The organism is Yersinia massiliensis (genome assembly GCF_003048255.1).
Taxonomy (GTDB): domain Bacteria; phylum Pseudomonadota; class Gammaproteobacteria; order Enterobacterales; family Enterobacteriaceae; genus Yersinia; species Yersinia massiliensis_A.
This window is the reverse complement of record NZ_CP028487.1, coordinates 2701654-2716320: the sequence shown is the minus strand read 5'-3', so window position 1 is coordinate 2716320 and position 14667 is coordinate 2701654. Positions and strand designations below refer to the sequence as shown.

Genomic DNA, 14667 nt, shown 5'->3' with positions numbered 1-14667 from the left:
GTAAGGAGCCAAAACAATGTCAGATGAAAAGTTTGATGCCATCGTCGTCGGGGCGGGTGTAGCGGGATGCATTGCTGGCTATGTCATGGCGAAAGCGGGGCTAGATGTGCTGGTGATTGAACGTGGTAATACCGCGGGCAGTAAGAATATGACGGGCGGCCGCCTTTACGCGCACAGTCTGGAGAAGATCATGCCCGGTTTTGCGCAACAGGCTCCGGTCGAGCGCAAAGTCACCAAGGAAAAAATTTCGTTTCTCACGGATGAAAGTGCCGTCACCTTAGATTTCCATAGCGAACAGCCCGACATTGCACACAAAGCCTCTTACACCGTCCTGCGTAATCGATTCGATCCTTGGCTGATGGAGAAGGCAGAAGAAGCTGGGGTGCAATTTATCTCTGGCGTTCGGGTCGATGCATTGCTCAGGGAGGGCACTCGCGTCACAGGGGTACAAGCCGGTGAAGACTCGTTGGAAGCCAACATTGTTATTCTGGCCGATGGCGTTAACTCGTTGCTCGGGCGTTCCATTGGCATGGTGCCGCCGCCATCACCTCATCACTATGCTGTCGGGGTCAAGGAGCTTATTGCACTGTCGCCCACACAAATAGAAGACCGTTTTAATCTCTCGGCGGGTGAAGGCGCGGCATGGTTGTTTGCGGGCTCACCCTCCAACGGTTTGATGGGGGGCGGGTTCCTTTATACCAATCAGGATTCCGTTTCTTTGGGATTGGTGTGTGGGTTGGCAGATATCGAACATGCGACGAAAAGCGTTCCACAGATGTTGGAGGATTTCAAACAACACCCTGCGATCCGGCCGCTGATTCAAGGCGGAATCCTGTTGGAATACTCAGCACATGTTGTGCCAGAAGGGGGGCTGGAGATGGTGCCGCCATTGGTGAACGACGGTGTGATGATTGTTGGCGATGCCGCAGGGTTGTGCCTGAATCTCGGTTATACCGTGCGCGGTATGGATATGGCGATTGCCTCCGCAGAAGCGGCTGCATTAACCGCCATTGAGGCTAAACAGCAGCAGGACTTTTCTGCTAGTGGGCTAATGAGCTACAAGAAAAAACTGGAGCAAAGTTTCGTGCTACAGGAGATGCATCATTTCCGTAAGATGCCTGCAATGATGGAAAACCCACGGATGTTTACGCAGTACCCCCGCATGATCGCTGACATCATGGCGGATATGTTCATTATCGATGGTAGCCCGAGCAAACCGATACGTAAGAAGATACTTAATCATGCGAAGAAGGTGGGGATCATCAATTTGCTGAAGGACGGGATTAAGGGGGCAACCGCGCTATGAACAGTCCAAATAAGGTCAATGTTGATGTCAAATTAGGCATCAATAAATTCCATGTGGATGAGGGTCATCCGCACATTGTCTTGGTTGAAAACCCTGACCGTGAGCAGTTTCGTAAGCTGATAAACGCATGTCCTGCGGGTCTTTACAAGCAAGACGACGCTGGAAATATTCATTTTGACTATGCCGGATGTCTGGAATGCGGCACGTGTCGAGTGCTGTGTGGCAATACGATCCTTGAAAAGTGGGAATACCCTCAGGGTACGTTTGGTGTTGAGTTCCGTTTTGGTTAATCAGCCAGTTGCGGTTAATCAGTGAGATAACACGAATGACGATAACGATTAATATTAACGAGGCACGCAGGCATGCGTATCGGCAACAGGGCTATTGGGGAGATGCCTCACTGGCTGACTATTGGCATCATTCAGTCCAAGTGGCACCGGATAAAATAGCGGTGCTCGATAATCAAGGCACTTCCTACACCTATGCTGCGATGGACCATGCTGCGGGATGTCTTGCTGCTTATCTCGTGGACTGTGGTATTCAACCCGGTGATAGAGTGGCCTTCCAACTGCCCGGTTGGTGCGAATTTACACTGATTTATCTGGCCTGTTTGAAAACGGGGGCCGTGTCGGTGCCGCTGCTTCCTGCTTATCGTGAAACCGAACTTATTTGGACTCTCAATAAGAGTCAGGCGCGGATTTTATTTGTTCCGACCCTGTTTAAAAATACGTCGCCGGAAGTGATGGTGGCACCGTTGCGCGCTCAACTTCCGCATCTACAACAGGTGGTGGCGGTCGATAAATTAGCCCCCGCGGCGTTATCACCATCACTGAGCCAACTGTTGCGTGACTATTCCCCGCTGGAAAATTGCGTCAAGGTGCAGGGTGATGAACTGGCGGTTGTGCTGTTTACATCGGGTACGGAGGGGGTGCCGAAAGGGGTCATGTTGACCCATAACAATGTGTTGGCGAGTGAACGTGCCTATTGTGCAACGCTGAATCTGAATTGGATGGATACCATTTTGATGCCCGCACCATTAGGGCATGCGACCGGTTTTCTGCATGGCGTGACGGCTCCGTTTATCATCGGCGCACGCAGTGTGCTGTTAGATGTTTTTAATCCGCTAGATTGCCTGACCTTGTTAGAACGAGAAAAATGCACCTGTGTGATGGGGGCAACACCGTTCGTTTATGACCTATTGTGTACCGTGCAACAGCAACCTTTTGACCTCTCTTCATTACGATTCTTTTTATGTGGCGGCACCACCATTCCTAAACAAATTACTCGCGATTGCTTACAGGTCGGCATCAAATTGATGAGCGTTTATGGGGCGACAGAGAGTTCGCCACACGCGGTGGTGAAGCTCGATGATCCCTTGTCTCGAGTGGTTAATACGGATGGCACCGCGGTCACTGGCGTAGAAATTAAAGTCGTCGATAAAGACCGCCAAACAGTGCCTTATGGTGAAGAAGGAGAAGAAGCATCCCGAGGCCCTAATGTGTTTGTCGGGTATTTGGGTGAACCGGAATTAACCGCCCGCGCACTGGACGAAGAGGGCTGGTATTACAGCGGCGATCTCTGCCGGATGGATGAGGAGGGATACATCAAAATAACGGGCCGGAAGAAAGACATTATTGTGCGTGGCGGTGAGAACATCAGTAGCCGAGAATTGGAGGAGATCTTGCTTTCACATCCTTTAGTGCGGGATGTCGGCGTCGTGGCCATGCCAGATGACAGACTGGGGGAAAGGGCTTGCGCGTATGTGGTGCTGGCTGACCAGCAGCAGCCTTTGACGTTTGCTGCGATGCTCGATTTTTTCCGCAGTAAACGGGTCGCTAAATATAAATACCCTGAGCGGTTAGAGCTGGTGGATGGCTTACCGCGTACTGCATCGGGTAAAATTAAAAAGTTCCAGTTACGTGAGCTGTTGTTGCTAAAATTGCAGCAAGAAGAACAGCTTACTGATGCCATGCACTAAATGATAACGCTCACCGCGTCAAAATATTATCCCAACGTTGAGTTGGGATAATGATAATTAACGTCGAGCTCTCGCCACTTAACGACCCACTCGCGCCTGCAATGCAGCCGGATAACGTTCCCCTTGAATACGAACGGTTTCCAACGTAGCGGCAATACTTTGCAAGTCGTTTTCACTTAATACTATCTGAGTTGCATGGAGGTTTTCCTCCAGTCGCGAGAGTTTGGTTGTCCCTGGGATGGGCACTATCCAGGGTTTCTGAGCCAATAACCAAGCAAGCGCAATCTGCGCCGGAGTAGCACCTTTTTCACTGGCAATGCCATTGAGTAGCATCACCAACTGTTGGTTTGCATCCAGCGCTTCAGGTGAAAAACGGGGTACTTTGCTTCTGAAATCATCATGACCAAACGTGGTATCTGCTTTGATTGTTCCGGTGAGGAACCCTTTACCCAATGGACTAAAAGGCACAAAACCGATACCCAATTCCTCAAGTGTTGGCAGGATTTCTTGTTCCGGCTCACGCCACCACAGTGAATATTCACTTTGTAATGCCGTCACCGGTTGAATAGCATGAGCGCGGCGGATGGTCTGCGCGCCCGCCTCTGAAAGGCCAAAATGCTTCACTTTCCCTTCCGCGATGAGGTCTTTTACCGTGCCTGCAACATCTTCGATGGGGACATCCGGATCGACACGGTGTTGATACAGCAGGTCGATAACATCCGTTTTCAGCCGTCGTAGAGAACCTTCAACGGCGAGCCGAATATGTGCCGGATGACTGTTTAGAATCTGTTGTTTGTTGTCATCGCCAAAGGTAAAGCCAAATTTAGTGGCGATAACCACCTTATCTCGCATGGGTTGCAGTGCTTCACCGACAACCTCTTCGTTGAGGTAGGGGCCGTACACTTCTGCCGTATCAAAAAAGGTGACACCACGGTCTACAGCAGCCCGAATTAATTCTATCGCTTGCTTGGTATCAGTCGCAGGACCATAACCAAAACTCAGCCCCATACAGCCTAATCCTAATGCTGAGACTTCAAGCCCCGAATGGCCAAGAATACGTTTTTGCATGTGATGCTCTCTGATTTAAGATTTAGCGTGATTAACGATTTACCTTGATTAGCAGGAAAAGAGTAGCGCACACAGACTCATATGATTAGGCACAATAATCGGCATGACTTTATTAGTTGAACTCATGAATGGCGTAAAAGTGACGCCATTCATAAGGGATTACTGAAGATTTTTCTCTTTTAGGAATTTTGATACCTGATCAGCAATTTCAACGTTATTCAAATCAGAGAACGGGAAGTGAGTATTTCCCTTGATTCCAATTTCCGGCAAATGAACAACCGTAACATCGCCGCCATGCTTATTCACGACATCCCGCCATTGGCGGGCAACAGCCAGTCTGGCGCGCCAGCTATCTTGTGCCGGCATGGCGGTAGGCTTATCTGGGATGTTGTCACCGTAAATAATCAGAATGGGAATTTTAGTGAGCGCTTTGAATTGATCTAAAGGGACTGATTCCCCTGTGACAGTGTCGAACGCATTTTTCATCGGTGGCGGAACTTCACCTTCGGGGAAGACAAAACTGCTACCGGGTTCAAACGCGACAATCCCTTTTACATTGGCGTTTTTTATCGCCGTGAACCAACCCGGGCCTCCACCTTGAGAATGGGTAAATAGGATAGCTGGGCCGCTTTTATCTACGACGGCAGAGAGAGCATCCGAAATGACACCAATATCATAGGGGCCAGTATTGGGTGTCATTTGGCGATAATACTGATCTAATGCTTCCTTGTTGTGTGAGAATTGCACGCCATCGAAGAAGTCAGGCCAAACCCCCAGACGGAACTGGTTAAACCATAATTGTTCATCTGGCGTCGGTTTGACTGTGCCCTCTACCATACTGCGACCCGCTTGACCGCGACGGGGTTGATCGACCAGATAAGTCGAGAAGCCGCGGCGCAGGAAAATATTCTGAAATCCCTCCCTGCCATCGGGGGTGCTTTCCCATGTACGGGATGATTGTCCAGCACCATGGAGCATCACAATGGGATACTGATGCGGGTTTTCAGGTATTTGATAAAACACGGCGGCGTGATCGCCGTGATAAGTCTGACCAGCAGGGTCTAGAGGTTTCTTCGGATCGAATTGCCCTGGTGCTGTCGTCATCGTTCCACCTGCGGCAAAACTTCCTTGCGATTGGATGACTAAGGGTTCTGTTGAGGCAGCAACAGCAGATTGAATGAACAATCCACCTGCTAATAATCCTCCAGTTAACATACAGGTGGTAAATGTTTTAAGTGAATTTTTCAATGGTTACTCCTGATATCAATACGGGGCAGTTATGCAAAATAAATGAGTCATTCGTGGCGATATCGACAAAAGAGAGGTGTTGGCCATGGTACTCATTTTAATCAATCGCCCTGTTTTTGCTCAATCTGGGTACTGTTCTTGGGTGACGTGTTCCAACCATGTCACCGTGTTGCCTTCTAACGATTCTGATACGGCAATGTGGGTCATGGGTTCATTCGCGGATGCGCCGTGCCAGTGTTTTACCTGAGGCGGGATCCATACGACGTCACCTGTTTTGATTTGTTGGGCCACACCATCCCATTTTTGTACCCATCCTGTACCCGATGTCACGATGAGTGTCTGGCCAAGAGGATGGGTATGCCATGCTGTCCGAGCGCCCGCATCAAATGAAACAATACCGCCGCCAACACGTGCCGGTGTACTGCGTTGAAACCGCGAGTCAACTTTTGCTGTACCGGTAAAGTTTTCGAGTGCGCCGATGGTCGTGGGTGGTGAGCCTGACGGTGTGACGGTGATGTCATCCTGAGTCGCAGCAGCGACTTGTGTTGTTGGCAATAACAGGGTCGCCAGCGCGATAAGCAACGTTTTCATATTCAATCAATCCGTTAATGTGAGTACGCTCAATCAATGAGATGAAGTTAAGATCGCATTAAGTTTACGTGATGATTGATGTCACTATGCTGACTGCTCACTGACATGCCTGTCAGAATGCGGGTTAAATTTAGGTTCATGACTGGGCGCGTTATCGGTGGGCTTGCCAAGAGCAAGGGTAAAACCAAAGGTATTAATCCCGTTATTGCTGCTGGCAAAGACATCACCTCGATGCATTATTGCCACAGCCCTGACGATAGAAAGCCCTAATCCATGGTGGGTGGTACTGTGCGCACGGGCGGTATCCGCGCGATAAAAACGCTCAAATAAACGTGTGAGATGCTCTGCGGCAATAGGTTCGCCGACGTTAGTCACGGCAATGGACGCGAAATTATTTTCGCGGGCGAGCGTCACGGTGACGGTACTGCCATCGATCGCATGACGGGCACTGTTCTCCAGTAGATTTGCCAGTGAACGGTGGAACAACCGGCGATCAATTTGAGCAGAAAGGTCCCCATTCACCTGAATGACGAGGTTTTTCTCGGCAAATGAGGGTTCGACATATTCAGTAGTCTTATAGCTTTCTTCTCGAAGTGAAACTTCCGTTAATTGGATCGCATGATCGCCCGCCTGAGCATGAGATAGAAACAGCATATCGTTGACGATAGATGTCATCCGCTCAAGTTCCTCCAAATTTGAGGCCAACAAATCCTCAAGCTCGCTAATCTCGCGGGTACGCGATAAACCCAGTTGTGTTTGTCCCATCAGATTCGTTAGCGGCGTTCTTAATTCATGTGCAACGTCGGCATTAAAGCTCTCAAGTTGTTGCCAGGCGATCGCTTGCCGCTCAAGTACCCCGTTGAAGGCGATAGCGAGTTTTTGCAACTCATCTGGCAGTGTTGCGGTATCCAAGCGTTGCCCGTGATCCCCTGGTGCGAGATGGTGGGCTTGCTCGCTGAGTTTGTTGACCGGACGCATACCGATTCGAGCAATGACAAATCCCAACAGCGCGATCAAAAAGACACCAATGATGGCAATAATCACCAGCGTGCGAGTAAATTCATTCAGCGTCCCCATATAGGGCGTGGAATCGATCGCGACGACGTAGCGCAGTGCGGGGCGTTCACCTTCGGCAGGTATTTCTGCCACAAAGATAAATAATGAACATGAATCCTCTGTTGCACCGGGAACTTTGCTAAACCCACTTTTCAGTGAACCCCACTGAACGCCAACGGGGGGAGGGCCTCCAATCTGAAGTTGGGGGTTATCGCTGAGTAGCCAGTATTGTACTCGTCCCCCTTCCGCAGTCGCCAAATCGGTAAATTTGCTCGACAGTGTTTGCCAGCCATCCAAGGTGGTGCGCGAAAGGATCCACGGTGCCATGAGCGATTCCCTGAACCGCAATTCGTTATGCATTTGCTTTTGCAATGAATCATGCAGAGAACTTCTTAGCACAATACCAACGGCTGAAATGATCAGAACAGAAGCAAGGGCGAACATCAGTGCCAACCGTACTGAAATAGAGCGTTTGATCATGGGGTTGCCCTCCCTTTAATCTGCTGCTCAGGGCGGGTTTCTAAGACATATCCCATGCCTCGCACGGTATGCAGCAGCTTGACTGGGTAGGGCGTATCCATTTTGGCGCGTAAGCGTTTTATCGCCACCTCGACGACATTAGCATCGCTGTCAAAATTCATGTCCCAGACCTGTTCCGCAATCATCATTTTTGACAGGATCTCACCCTGATGTCGGGCTAACAGACTAAGCAGGGCAAATTCTTTTGCGGTGAGTTCAAGACGTTCACCTGCTCGTGTGACGCGTCTTGCCAATAAGTCGAGATGCAGATCGCTGATCGATAACTGAGTGACATCCGCGCCATCGCTAGGGCGGCGACGGAGCAACGCTTGTATACGGGCCACTAACTCAATCAGTGAAAAGGGTTTTGGCAGATAATCATCTGCGCCAAGCCGCAATCCTTTGACGCGCTCATCCACAGAACCGCGAGCAGATAGCATCAACACGGGGGTTTGTTTGCAGGCCCGAAGCCCCTCCAGCACGCCGTAGCCATCCATGCCGGGCAACATCACATCCAACACTATCGCATCATATTCGTATTCGAGGGCCAGATATAACCCGTCCGTACCATTAGCCGCGACATCGACAGTAAACCCCAGCTCGCTGAGTGCGCGATTGATGTAGGAAGATGTTTTTTCTTCATCTTCAACTAAGAGCAGTCGCATGTTTGTCACTCCTTTAATAGCACGATGGGTCATAAACGTCTTATTACCTTCATTCTAACGGAACAGGCCTAACAGCTCGCTGACATTTTCCTGACAATTTTGTCAGGAAAGCTATTTAGCTAACTGACAGAAATGTTATCCGCTGGTCATGCTGATGTCAGTCAATCCTCCTTAGACTATTTGAAAGTCTGAGTTCCCTTAATATAATTAAGCGGAATGTTTAGATAATTATCTGTTTATTCTAAATATTTAGAGGGCTACTTAAATGAAATGCACTATTTTCAAGTCGACATTATTAGCAGCGGTAATCAGTCTTTCATCGGGAGGCGTTATGGCAGCAGATTACAAATTAAATCCCTTCACGTTGGTTTATGACGGCGCAATTACTGAAAATGTGAAAGGCAAAGTGAATATTCATCCGGTCACTTATAAACTAAATGGTTTAGATATTTCAGCTAACGTCTATACCCCAGCGAATTATGATCCAGCCAAAAAATACCCAGCAGTCGTGGTGGCGCACCCTAATGGTGGCGTGAAAGAACAGGTTGCGGGTCTATATGCTCAGCGTTTAGCCGAAAAAGGGTTTATCACCATTGCGGCGGATGCGGCATATCAAGGGGCGAGTGGGGGGCAGCCCCGTAATGTAGACAAACCTTCTTATCGCATTGAGGATATTCACGGCATGGCCGACTTTATCACCCAATACCCCGGTGTTGATCCTGACCGCCTAGGTCTATTGGGTATCTGTGGTGGGGGGGGGTATTCACTAAAAGCGGCGCAAACCGACAAACGATTCAGCGCTATTGCCACATTAAGTATGTTTGATTCTGGTTTAGTGAGACGTAACGGTTATCAGGACTCACAGATTTCCACCATCCAAGAGCGCTTAAAGCAAGCTTCTGATGCGCGAGCGCAAGAAGCGGCTGGCGGAGAAATCATCTACATTGGCGATGCCAAACTGACAGATGAGCAAATTGCCAAATTACCATTTGATTTGTATCGCCAAGGTTTTGAGTACTACGGCAAAACGCATGCCCATCCTAATTCAACCTTCAGATATACCGCCAGCAGTTTACTCGACTTAATGAGGTTCGATGCGGCCAGTAATATGGACTTAATTGATAAGCCACTATTAATGATGGCTGGTAGTAAAGCCGATTCCCTCTATATGACCGAAAAGGCCTTTAAAAACGCGACCCATGCGAAAGATAAAGAATTATTCCTCATTGAGGGGGCGACTCACATTGAAACCTATTGGAAACCGGAATATGTCAATCAAGCCATGGGTAAGTTAGATCAGTTCTTTGGAAAAACGATTAAGTCCTAAAACAAGGCATGACGACCTAGATTTTATCAACAGCTAGATTTTATCAAGAATATCGTGGTGTTAGGTGTATCGGCCTGATGCCACGAAGATGACAGTGGTATGAGGTAAACGTCGCTTTTTCCTGTTTTGGATAAAAGAAAATCGTGTAGACGAGGTATAACCCTACAAACTCAGTGGAATATTGTGTCAATTAATCAAGAACAATAAAAAGATGTCGAAATGTTAATTGAAAACAGAGTTTGACCAGATTAGTTAAAATGATATTTATGACGAGCATTCTCAAGCGAAATATTGCGGCTGGAATATTTTAATTAATATTATTATGTGGTTAGCATTCACCCCCCTCCTATTAACAAGATTAATCTTGCCTTTCCCGAGACTTTGTAGAATAAATAATAAGAAAACTATCAACTATAATCGTAACCATAACATACTGATTCTGTGATTTTTATCCAGGCCGCACACGCGGGATCTCTCATGAATATAGACAAGAAACATCTGAAAATAATAAGCATTGCTTAATAATCAACTACTTTTCATAGTCACTTTTAGTTATTCCCTATAGTGTCTACACAAAGATGTATCAAAAAATAATATTTGAGGAGATAAGAATGTCAGAATCCCCGATCAGTCAAACAGATAGCAAACATTCCAAACAACGTCGTGCCTTATTAAAAGGTGCAGTCGGCATGTCTGTACTGGGTATTGCCAGCGGGCTAACTTTAGCCGTGCCTGGGATATCTTATGCGGCAGCATTAACGCGTGAGGAACGCGATAAACTCACGCCGGATCAAATTATTGCTGGAATGAAAGAAGGTAACGTTCGTTTTAGAAATGGCAAGATGCAACAGCATGACTATTTAGCGCAAAAACGTGCCAGTGCTGAAGGCCAATTTCCGGCTGCAGTCATTTTAAGTTGTATTGATTCACGTGCGCCGGCTGAAATTATTTTTGATACTGGGATTGGTGAGACATTTAATGCCCGTGTTGCCGGTAATGTTTCCAATAATGATTTACTTGGTAGCATGGAGTTTGCCTGCGCTGCCGCGGGGGCAAAAGTTGTACTGGTGATGGGACACACTGCGTGTGGCGCAGTACGTGGAGCTATCGATGGTGTAGAGCTTGGTCATTTGACCGGGCTGTTGAACCAAATTAAACCTGCCATTGCTAAAACTGAGTTTAGCGGTGAAAGAACCGGCAAAAACGCTCAGTTTGTTGATGCTGTCGCTAAAAGTAATGTGCTGCATACGATCGAAGAAATACGCAAACAAAGTGAGATCCTTCGCGGACTAGAGAAAGAAGGGAAAATTAAAATCGTTGGTGCCATGTATAACCTCAATGGCGGCGCGGTTGAGTTTGTAAGCTAATTGTTTACTAAATAAATGTTTGTCAGCGTCGAGTGTAATGACTCGACGCTTATTAATCTTCTTTACCCAATAAAGACTGAACGACGCTTATTATTGATGAGCCACACTTAAAAGCGATAAAGCTTATTGATAAAACTATCCCATGAGTGTGTTTCCTATCCCTAGGATTTGCAGGAGCCTCACAATGATTCCTCCTATATCGACTTGTTAAACCCATCCAAAAACTCAAATAACAGATCATTATTTTAAATAGGTGAGGCTTCGATATGTTTCAATTTGATGCCAATGGCACGCTCGTTATTGCTTCGCTGGTACTATTGCTTGGACGGCAATGCGTCAAGCACATTGCTATCTTGCAAAAATACGCCATTCCCGAACCCATTGCGGGGGGATTATTACTCGCATTACTCTTTCTGCTTATTCATCAGACGACAGGTTGGGAAGCCAACTTTGATACCTCGCTGCGTGACCCATTAATGCTAACGTTTTTTGCCTCTATTGGGCTGAATGCAAATTTGGCCAGTTTACGGGCGGGCGGTAAGGTTTTGGTTCGATTTTTTGTGGTCGTGATAGGGCTATTGTTGCTGCAAAACATGGTGGGTATCGGCATGGCGACCTTGCTAGGTCTGGATCCGCTGATGGGACTGCTGGTCGGGACCATCACCCTCTCGGGTGGGCATGGAACAGGCGCTGCTTGGAGCGCTGTTTTTACGGATAGTTACGGTTTAAGCAATGCGACGGAAGTTGCTATGGCCTGCGCAACGTTCGGTTTAGTCTTGGGCGGATTGATTGCGGGCCCAGTGGCACTTTATCTTATCAAGCACTCCGCTACGCCAGAAGGGAGGGCGGAAGATAGCTTGCAACCGACGACGTTCGAAAAACCTCAGTCCGGGCGAGTGATTACTGCATTGGTCTTAGTCGAAACTATCGCCATGATTACCATTTGTTTGATGGCGGGTCGCTATATTGCGGGAATGTTGGCAGAGACTATTTTCGCATTGCCGGTATTCGTATATGTGCTCTTTATTGGGGTTATTCTCAGTAACTTACTTCTTTATACTGGATTTTATCAGGTATTCGATCGCGCGGTTTCGGTGGTGGGTAACGTCAGTCTTTCGCTTTTCCTTGCCATTGCACTGATGAGTCTAAAATTATGGGAGTTGGCTTCTTTGGCATTGCCCATGTTGGCGATTTTAATTGTGCAGACGCTGACGATGGCGCTGTATGCCATATTTGTGACTTATCGGGTGATGGGTAAAAATTACGATGCGGCAGTGCTTTCCGCTGGGCATTGTGGCTTAGGTTTAGGGGCGACACCCACCGCCATTGCTAATATGCAGGCGATTACCGAGCGTTTCGGTCCTTCACATGTGGCGTTTTTGATTGTCCCGATGGTTGGTGCATTCTTCTTGGATATAGCCAACGCGATTGTCATCAAACTTTCGTTATTATTGCCGATGTTTACGCCATTGGGGTAAAGCGAAGTACTCAATAGCAAACTTCAAAAATATTATGGGTGCTATTAGGTGGCGCAATAACAATAAGAAGGTCATGTGATGACCTTCTTATTCATCCTTATAAGCGTCCCTATTCTTAAACCGGGAATTAACCACTGGGGCTTTTCTGTATCCATCACATACATCATCGGTAATAGTAAAAAGGAATTTTACCTTTCACGGAGATGAAGATGAAAATACAGGCATGGACAGAAAAGCTGCACGCTGGTCGCATAGATAATACATGTATTCGATACCGGACATTGCTGTGTCGCAGGCTGACTGAGCAGGATATTACCGGAGAGACGGTATGAAAAGAATTCAGCTGTCTGGCGGCGTGAAGCCCCTTTATTTGATGATTCCTCTGCTGTTATCGGCATGCCATACCCCTCCATTCCAGTCGCAAGTGAACAACACGATGTCTGTATCAGCAGAAAACATTGACCCAACTAAATCGCTTTTCCCGCTGGAGAATTATTCGCAGTCTGTCGATAAATGGTTCCCCCCTGGCCCTGAAATGCATATTCCAGTCATCGATGCCGCCACGCAGCAAAGGCATTTTTCTGTCCTCAAATCCCACTATTTTGGTATGGGGCAAGATGAACAGTCGCCTTGGAACCCCCATCACATCGCATCCATCCTAGACAAGGGCGCTGAAAGTGCCCGCGATGCCAGCATTAACAAGCACCTCGATAAGAACAGTGTTTCTTGGGGAGAAAACTTTAGGGTCCATTCGGGTGGCTGGAAACAGGCGATAATCGATAACGCGAATACCAGCATTGACCCTGTTTATCACCCCTCCGGTCGGGCTATTGCTGTCAGAGAAGCACTGGTCAGAATACTTCCGACCGCAGATCCGGCTTATGACGACCCTCGCAAAGCCGGGCAGGGATACCCATTTGACAATTTACAGGACTCGGCCATCCGTCCCGGTACCCCTGTGTACGTCCTTGCAGATAGCCGCGACGGGAGCTGGAAATACGTCATATCCCCATCGGTCACTGGATGGGTTCACAGCGAAGATATCGCGGGGGTGGATCAGCAATTTGTCACCGAATGGCTGACGCTGGCGAGAGAAAGTTTGGGCGCATTCATTAAAGAGCCGGTTTCCGTCCATGAAAACGGAAAGTATTATTTCACAGCCCGCCCCGGCACTATCTTGCCATTTCGCAATAAACAGTCGGCCCTTTTTCTGACCGCAATACCGGTACGTGACGTTGATGGTCGCGCGAAAATTCGCTGGGTCAACCTGAAAGAAGGCGAGTTCACTGCTATGCCGTGGAAAATGACGCCCAATAATATCGCAACGTTGATGAAGTCGATGAAAGGCAGACCCTATGGTTGGGGAAATTATAATTTCTATAACGACTGCTCTGCCGAAATACGCAGCTTACTGATGCCTTTCGGTATATTTCTTCCCAGAAACTCGGCGGACCAGATAAAGGCTGCAACCCGTGTTGTTGACCTCAGTAAAGAGGATACCAGTGCACGGATCCGCTATCTCACGGAACACGGCAAGCCATTCACCACGCTGGTCTATATTCCGGGGCATATCATGTTGTATATCGGCAACACGGTGATTAACGGACAGAATGTACCGATGACCTATCAAAATATATGGGGGTTGCGGCCAGCAGGATCCAATAGCCGGAGTATTATTGGCGGTTCTGTATTCTTCCCGTTATTAGCCTCCTATCCAGAGAACCTCGAACTGATGTCACTGGCAGGTAAGGCACAGTTTAAATTGGGATTTATTGAATAGTGGATACGGTTTACTGCTCCGAGTGATTATTTTCTCAAAGTAACCGTGTTGACGGTTACTTTGGTTGTTGTATGCATCTAACTCACTTTAATGTATCTCTTCTGTAAAATTTACTTTACATAATTAGCGAGAATGGTCATTTATTTGATGAGGAATAGTGATAATAATCACAAATTATCTTGGTATACATATTCTTTCATATTATATAAAAGAAGTTGGAAAGTTTAGTTTTCGGTTTCTTCTCTCTCTTAAATGGCCTGTTGGTCAATGAAACTCAACGGGGG

General features: G+C 47.7%; 12 protein-coding genes. 7 read left to right on the top strand and 5 right to left on the bottom strand.

Going from position 1 to position 14667, the window contains the following annotated elements; genetic code table 11:
• Positions 1 to 16: 16 nt before the first annotated feature.
• From DA391_RS12645 to fadK, 3 genes are read left to right on the top strand one after another with little or no spacing between them, the layout of a single operon-like run.
• A complete protein-coding gene (locus DA391_RS12645) occupies positions 17 to 1306 on the top strand; it encodes an FAD-dependent oxidoreductase (RefSeq protein ID WP_108087777.1) in 1290 nt (429 codons plus the stop codon).
• Positions 1303 to 1596, top strand: coding sequence for a ferredoxin (locus DA391_RS12640; protein ID WP_057650706.1), 294 nt, complete (start codon positions 1303 to 1305; stop codon positions 1594 to 1596). The genes DA391_RS12645 and DA391_RS12640 overlap by 4 nt, the downstream gene beginning before the upstream one ends.
• A 35-nt stretch (positions 1597 to 1631) precedes the next feature.
• Positions 1632 to 3284: a medium-chain fatty-acid--CoA ligase gene (gene fadK, locus DA391_RS12635; RefSeq protein WP_108087776.1), complete on the top strand. Its 1653-nt coding sequence runs from the start codon at positions 1632 to 1634 to the stop codon at positions 3282 to 3284.
• A 78-nt stretch (positions 3285 to 3362) separates the two neighbouring features.
• Here the strand turns inward: fadK and DA391_RS12630 are convergent, their stop codons facing one another.
• The 5 genes from DA391_RS12630 to DA391_RS12610 all read right to left on the bottom strand — a co-directional run bounded on the left by DA391_RS12630 (position 3363) and on the right by DA391_RS12610 (position 8431).
• Entirely contained in the window at positions 3363 to 4352 is a 990-nt protein-coding gene (locus tag DA391_RS12630; RefSeq protein WP_050285952.1) for an aldo/keto reductase, read from the bottom strand.
• A gap of 159 nt (positions 4353 to 4511) precedes the next feature.
• Positions 4512 to 5600, bottom strand: a complete 1089-nt coding sequence (locus tag DA391_RS12625) for an alpha/beta hydrolase (RefSeq protein WP_108087775.1) — start codon at positions 5598 to 5600, stop codon at positions 4512 to 4514.
• A gap of 120 nt (positions 5601 to 5720) precedes the next feature.
• A complete protein-coding gene (locus DA391_RS12620) occupies positions 5721 to 6191 on the bottom strand; it encodes a (R)-mandelonitrile lyase (protein WP_108087774.1) in 471 nt (156 codons plus the stop codon).
• An 84-nt stretch (positions 6192 to 6275) separates the two neighbouring features.
• Positions 6276 to 7727, bottom strand: a complete 1452-nt coding sequence (locus tag DA391_RS12615; protein ID WP_108087773.1) for a heavy metal sensor histidine kinase — start codon at positions 7725 to 7727, stop codon at positions 6276 to 6278.
• A complete protein-coding gene (locus DA391_RS12610) occupies positions 7724 to 8431 on the bottom strand; it encodes a heavy metal response regulator transcription factor (protein ID WP_057650716.1) in 708 nt (235 codons plus the stop codon). The genes DA391_RS12615 and DA391_RS12610 overlap by 4 nt, the downstream gene beginning before the upstream one ends.
• Before the next feature lie 331 nt (positions 8432 to 8762).
• On the opposite strand from DA391_RS12610, the gene DA391_RS12605 reads away from it, so the two are divergent.
• The 4 genes from DA391_RS12605 to DA391_RS12590 all read left to right on the top strand — a co-directional run bounded on the left by DA391_RS12605 (position 8763) and on the right by DA391_RS12590 (position 14383).
• Positions 8763 to 9758, top strand: a complete 996-nt coding sequence (locus DA391_RS12605) for an alpha/beta hydrolase (RefSeq protein ID WP_409994395.1) — start codon at positions 8763 to 8765, stop codon at positions 9756 to 9758.
• A 611-nt stretch (positions 9759 to 10369) separates the two neighbouring features.
• Entirely contained in the window at positions 10370 to 11125 is a 756-nt protein-coding gene (locus DA391_RS12600; RefSeq protein ID WP_050081492.1) for a carbonic anhydrase, read from the top strand.
• A gap of 266 nt (positions 11126 to 11391) precedes the next feature.
• Positions 11392 to 12603: a sodium/glutamate symporter gene (gene gltS / locus DA391_RS12595; RefSeq protein WP_108087772.1), complete on the top strand. Its 1212-nt coding sequence runs from the start codon at positions 11392 to 11394 to the stop codon at positions 12601 to 12603.
• A gap of 328 nt (positions 12604 to 12931) precedes the next feature.
• On the top strand, positions 12932 to 14383 hold the full coding sequence (locus DA391_RS12590; protein ID WP_240624726.1) for an SH3 domain-containing C40 family peptidase: 1452 nt from the start codon (positions 12932 to 12934) through the stop codon (positions 14381 to 14383).
• Positions 14384 to 14667: the final 284 nt, after the last annotated feature.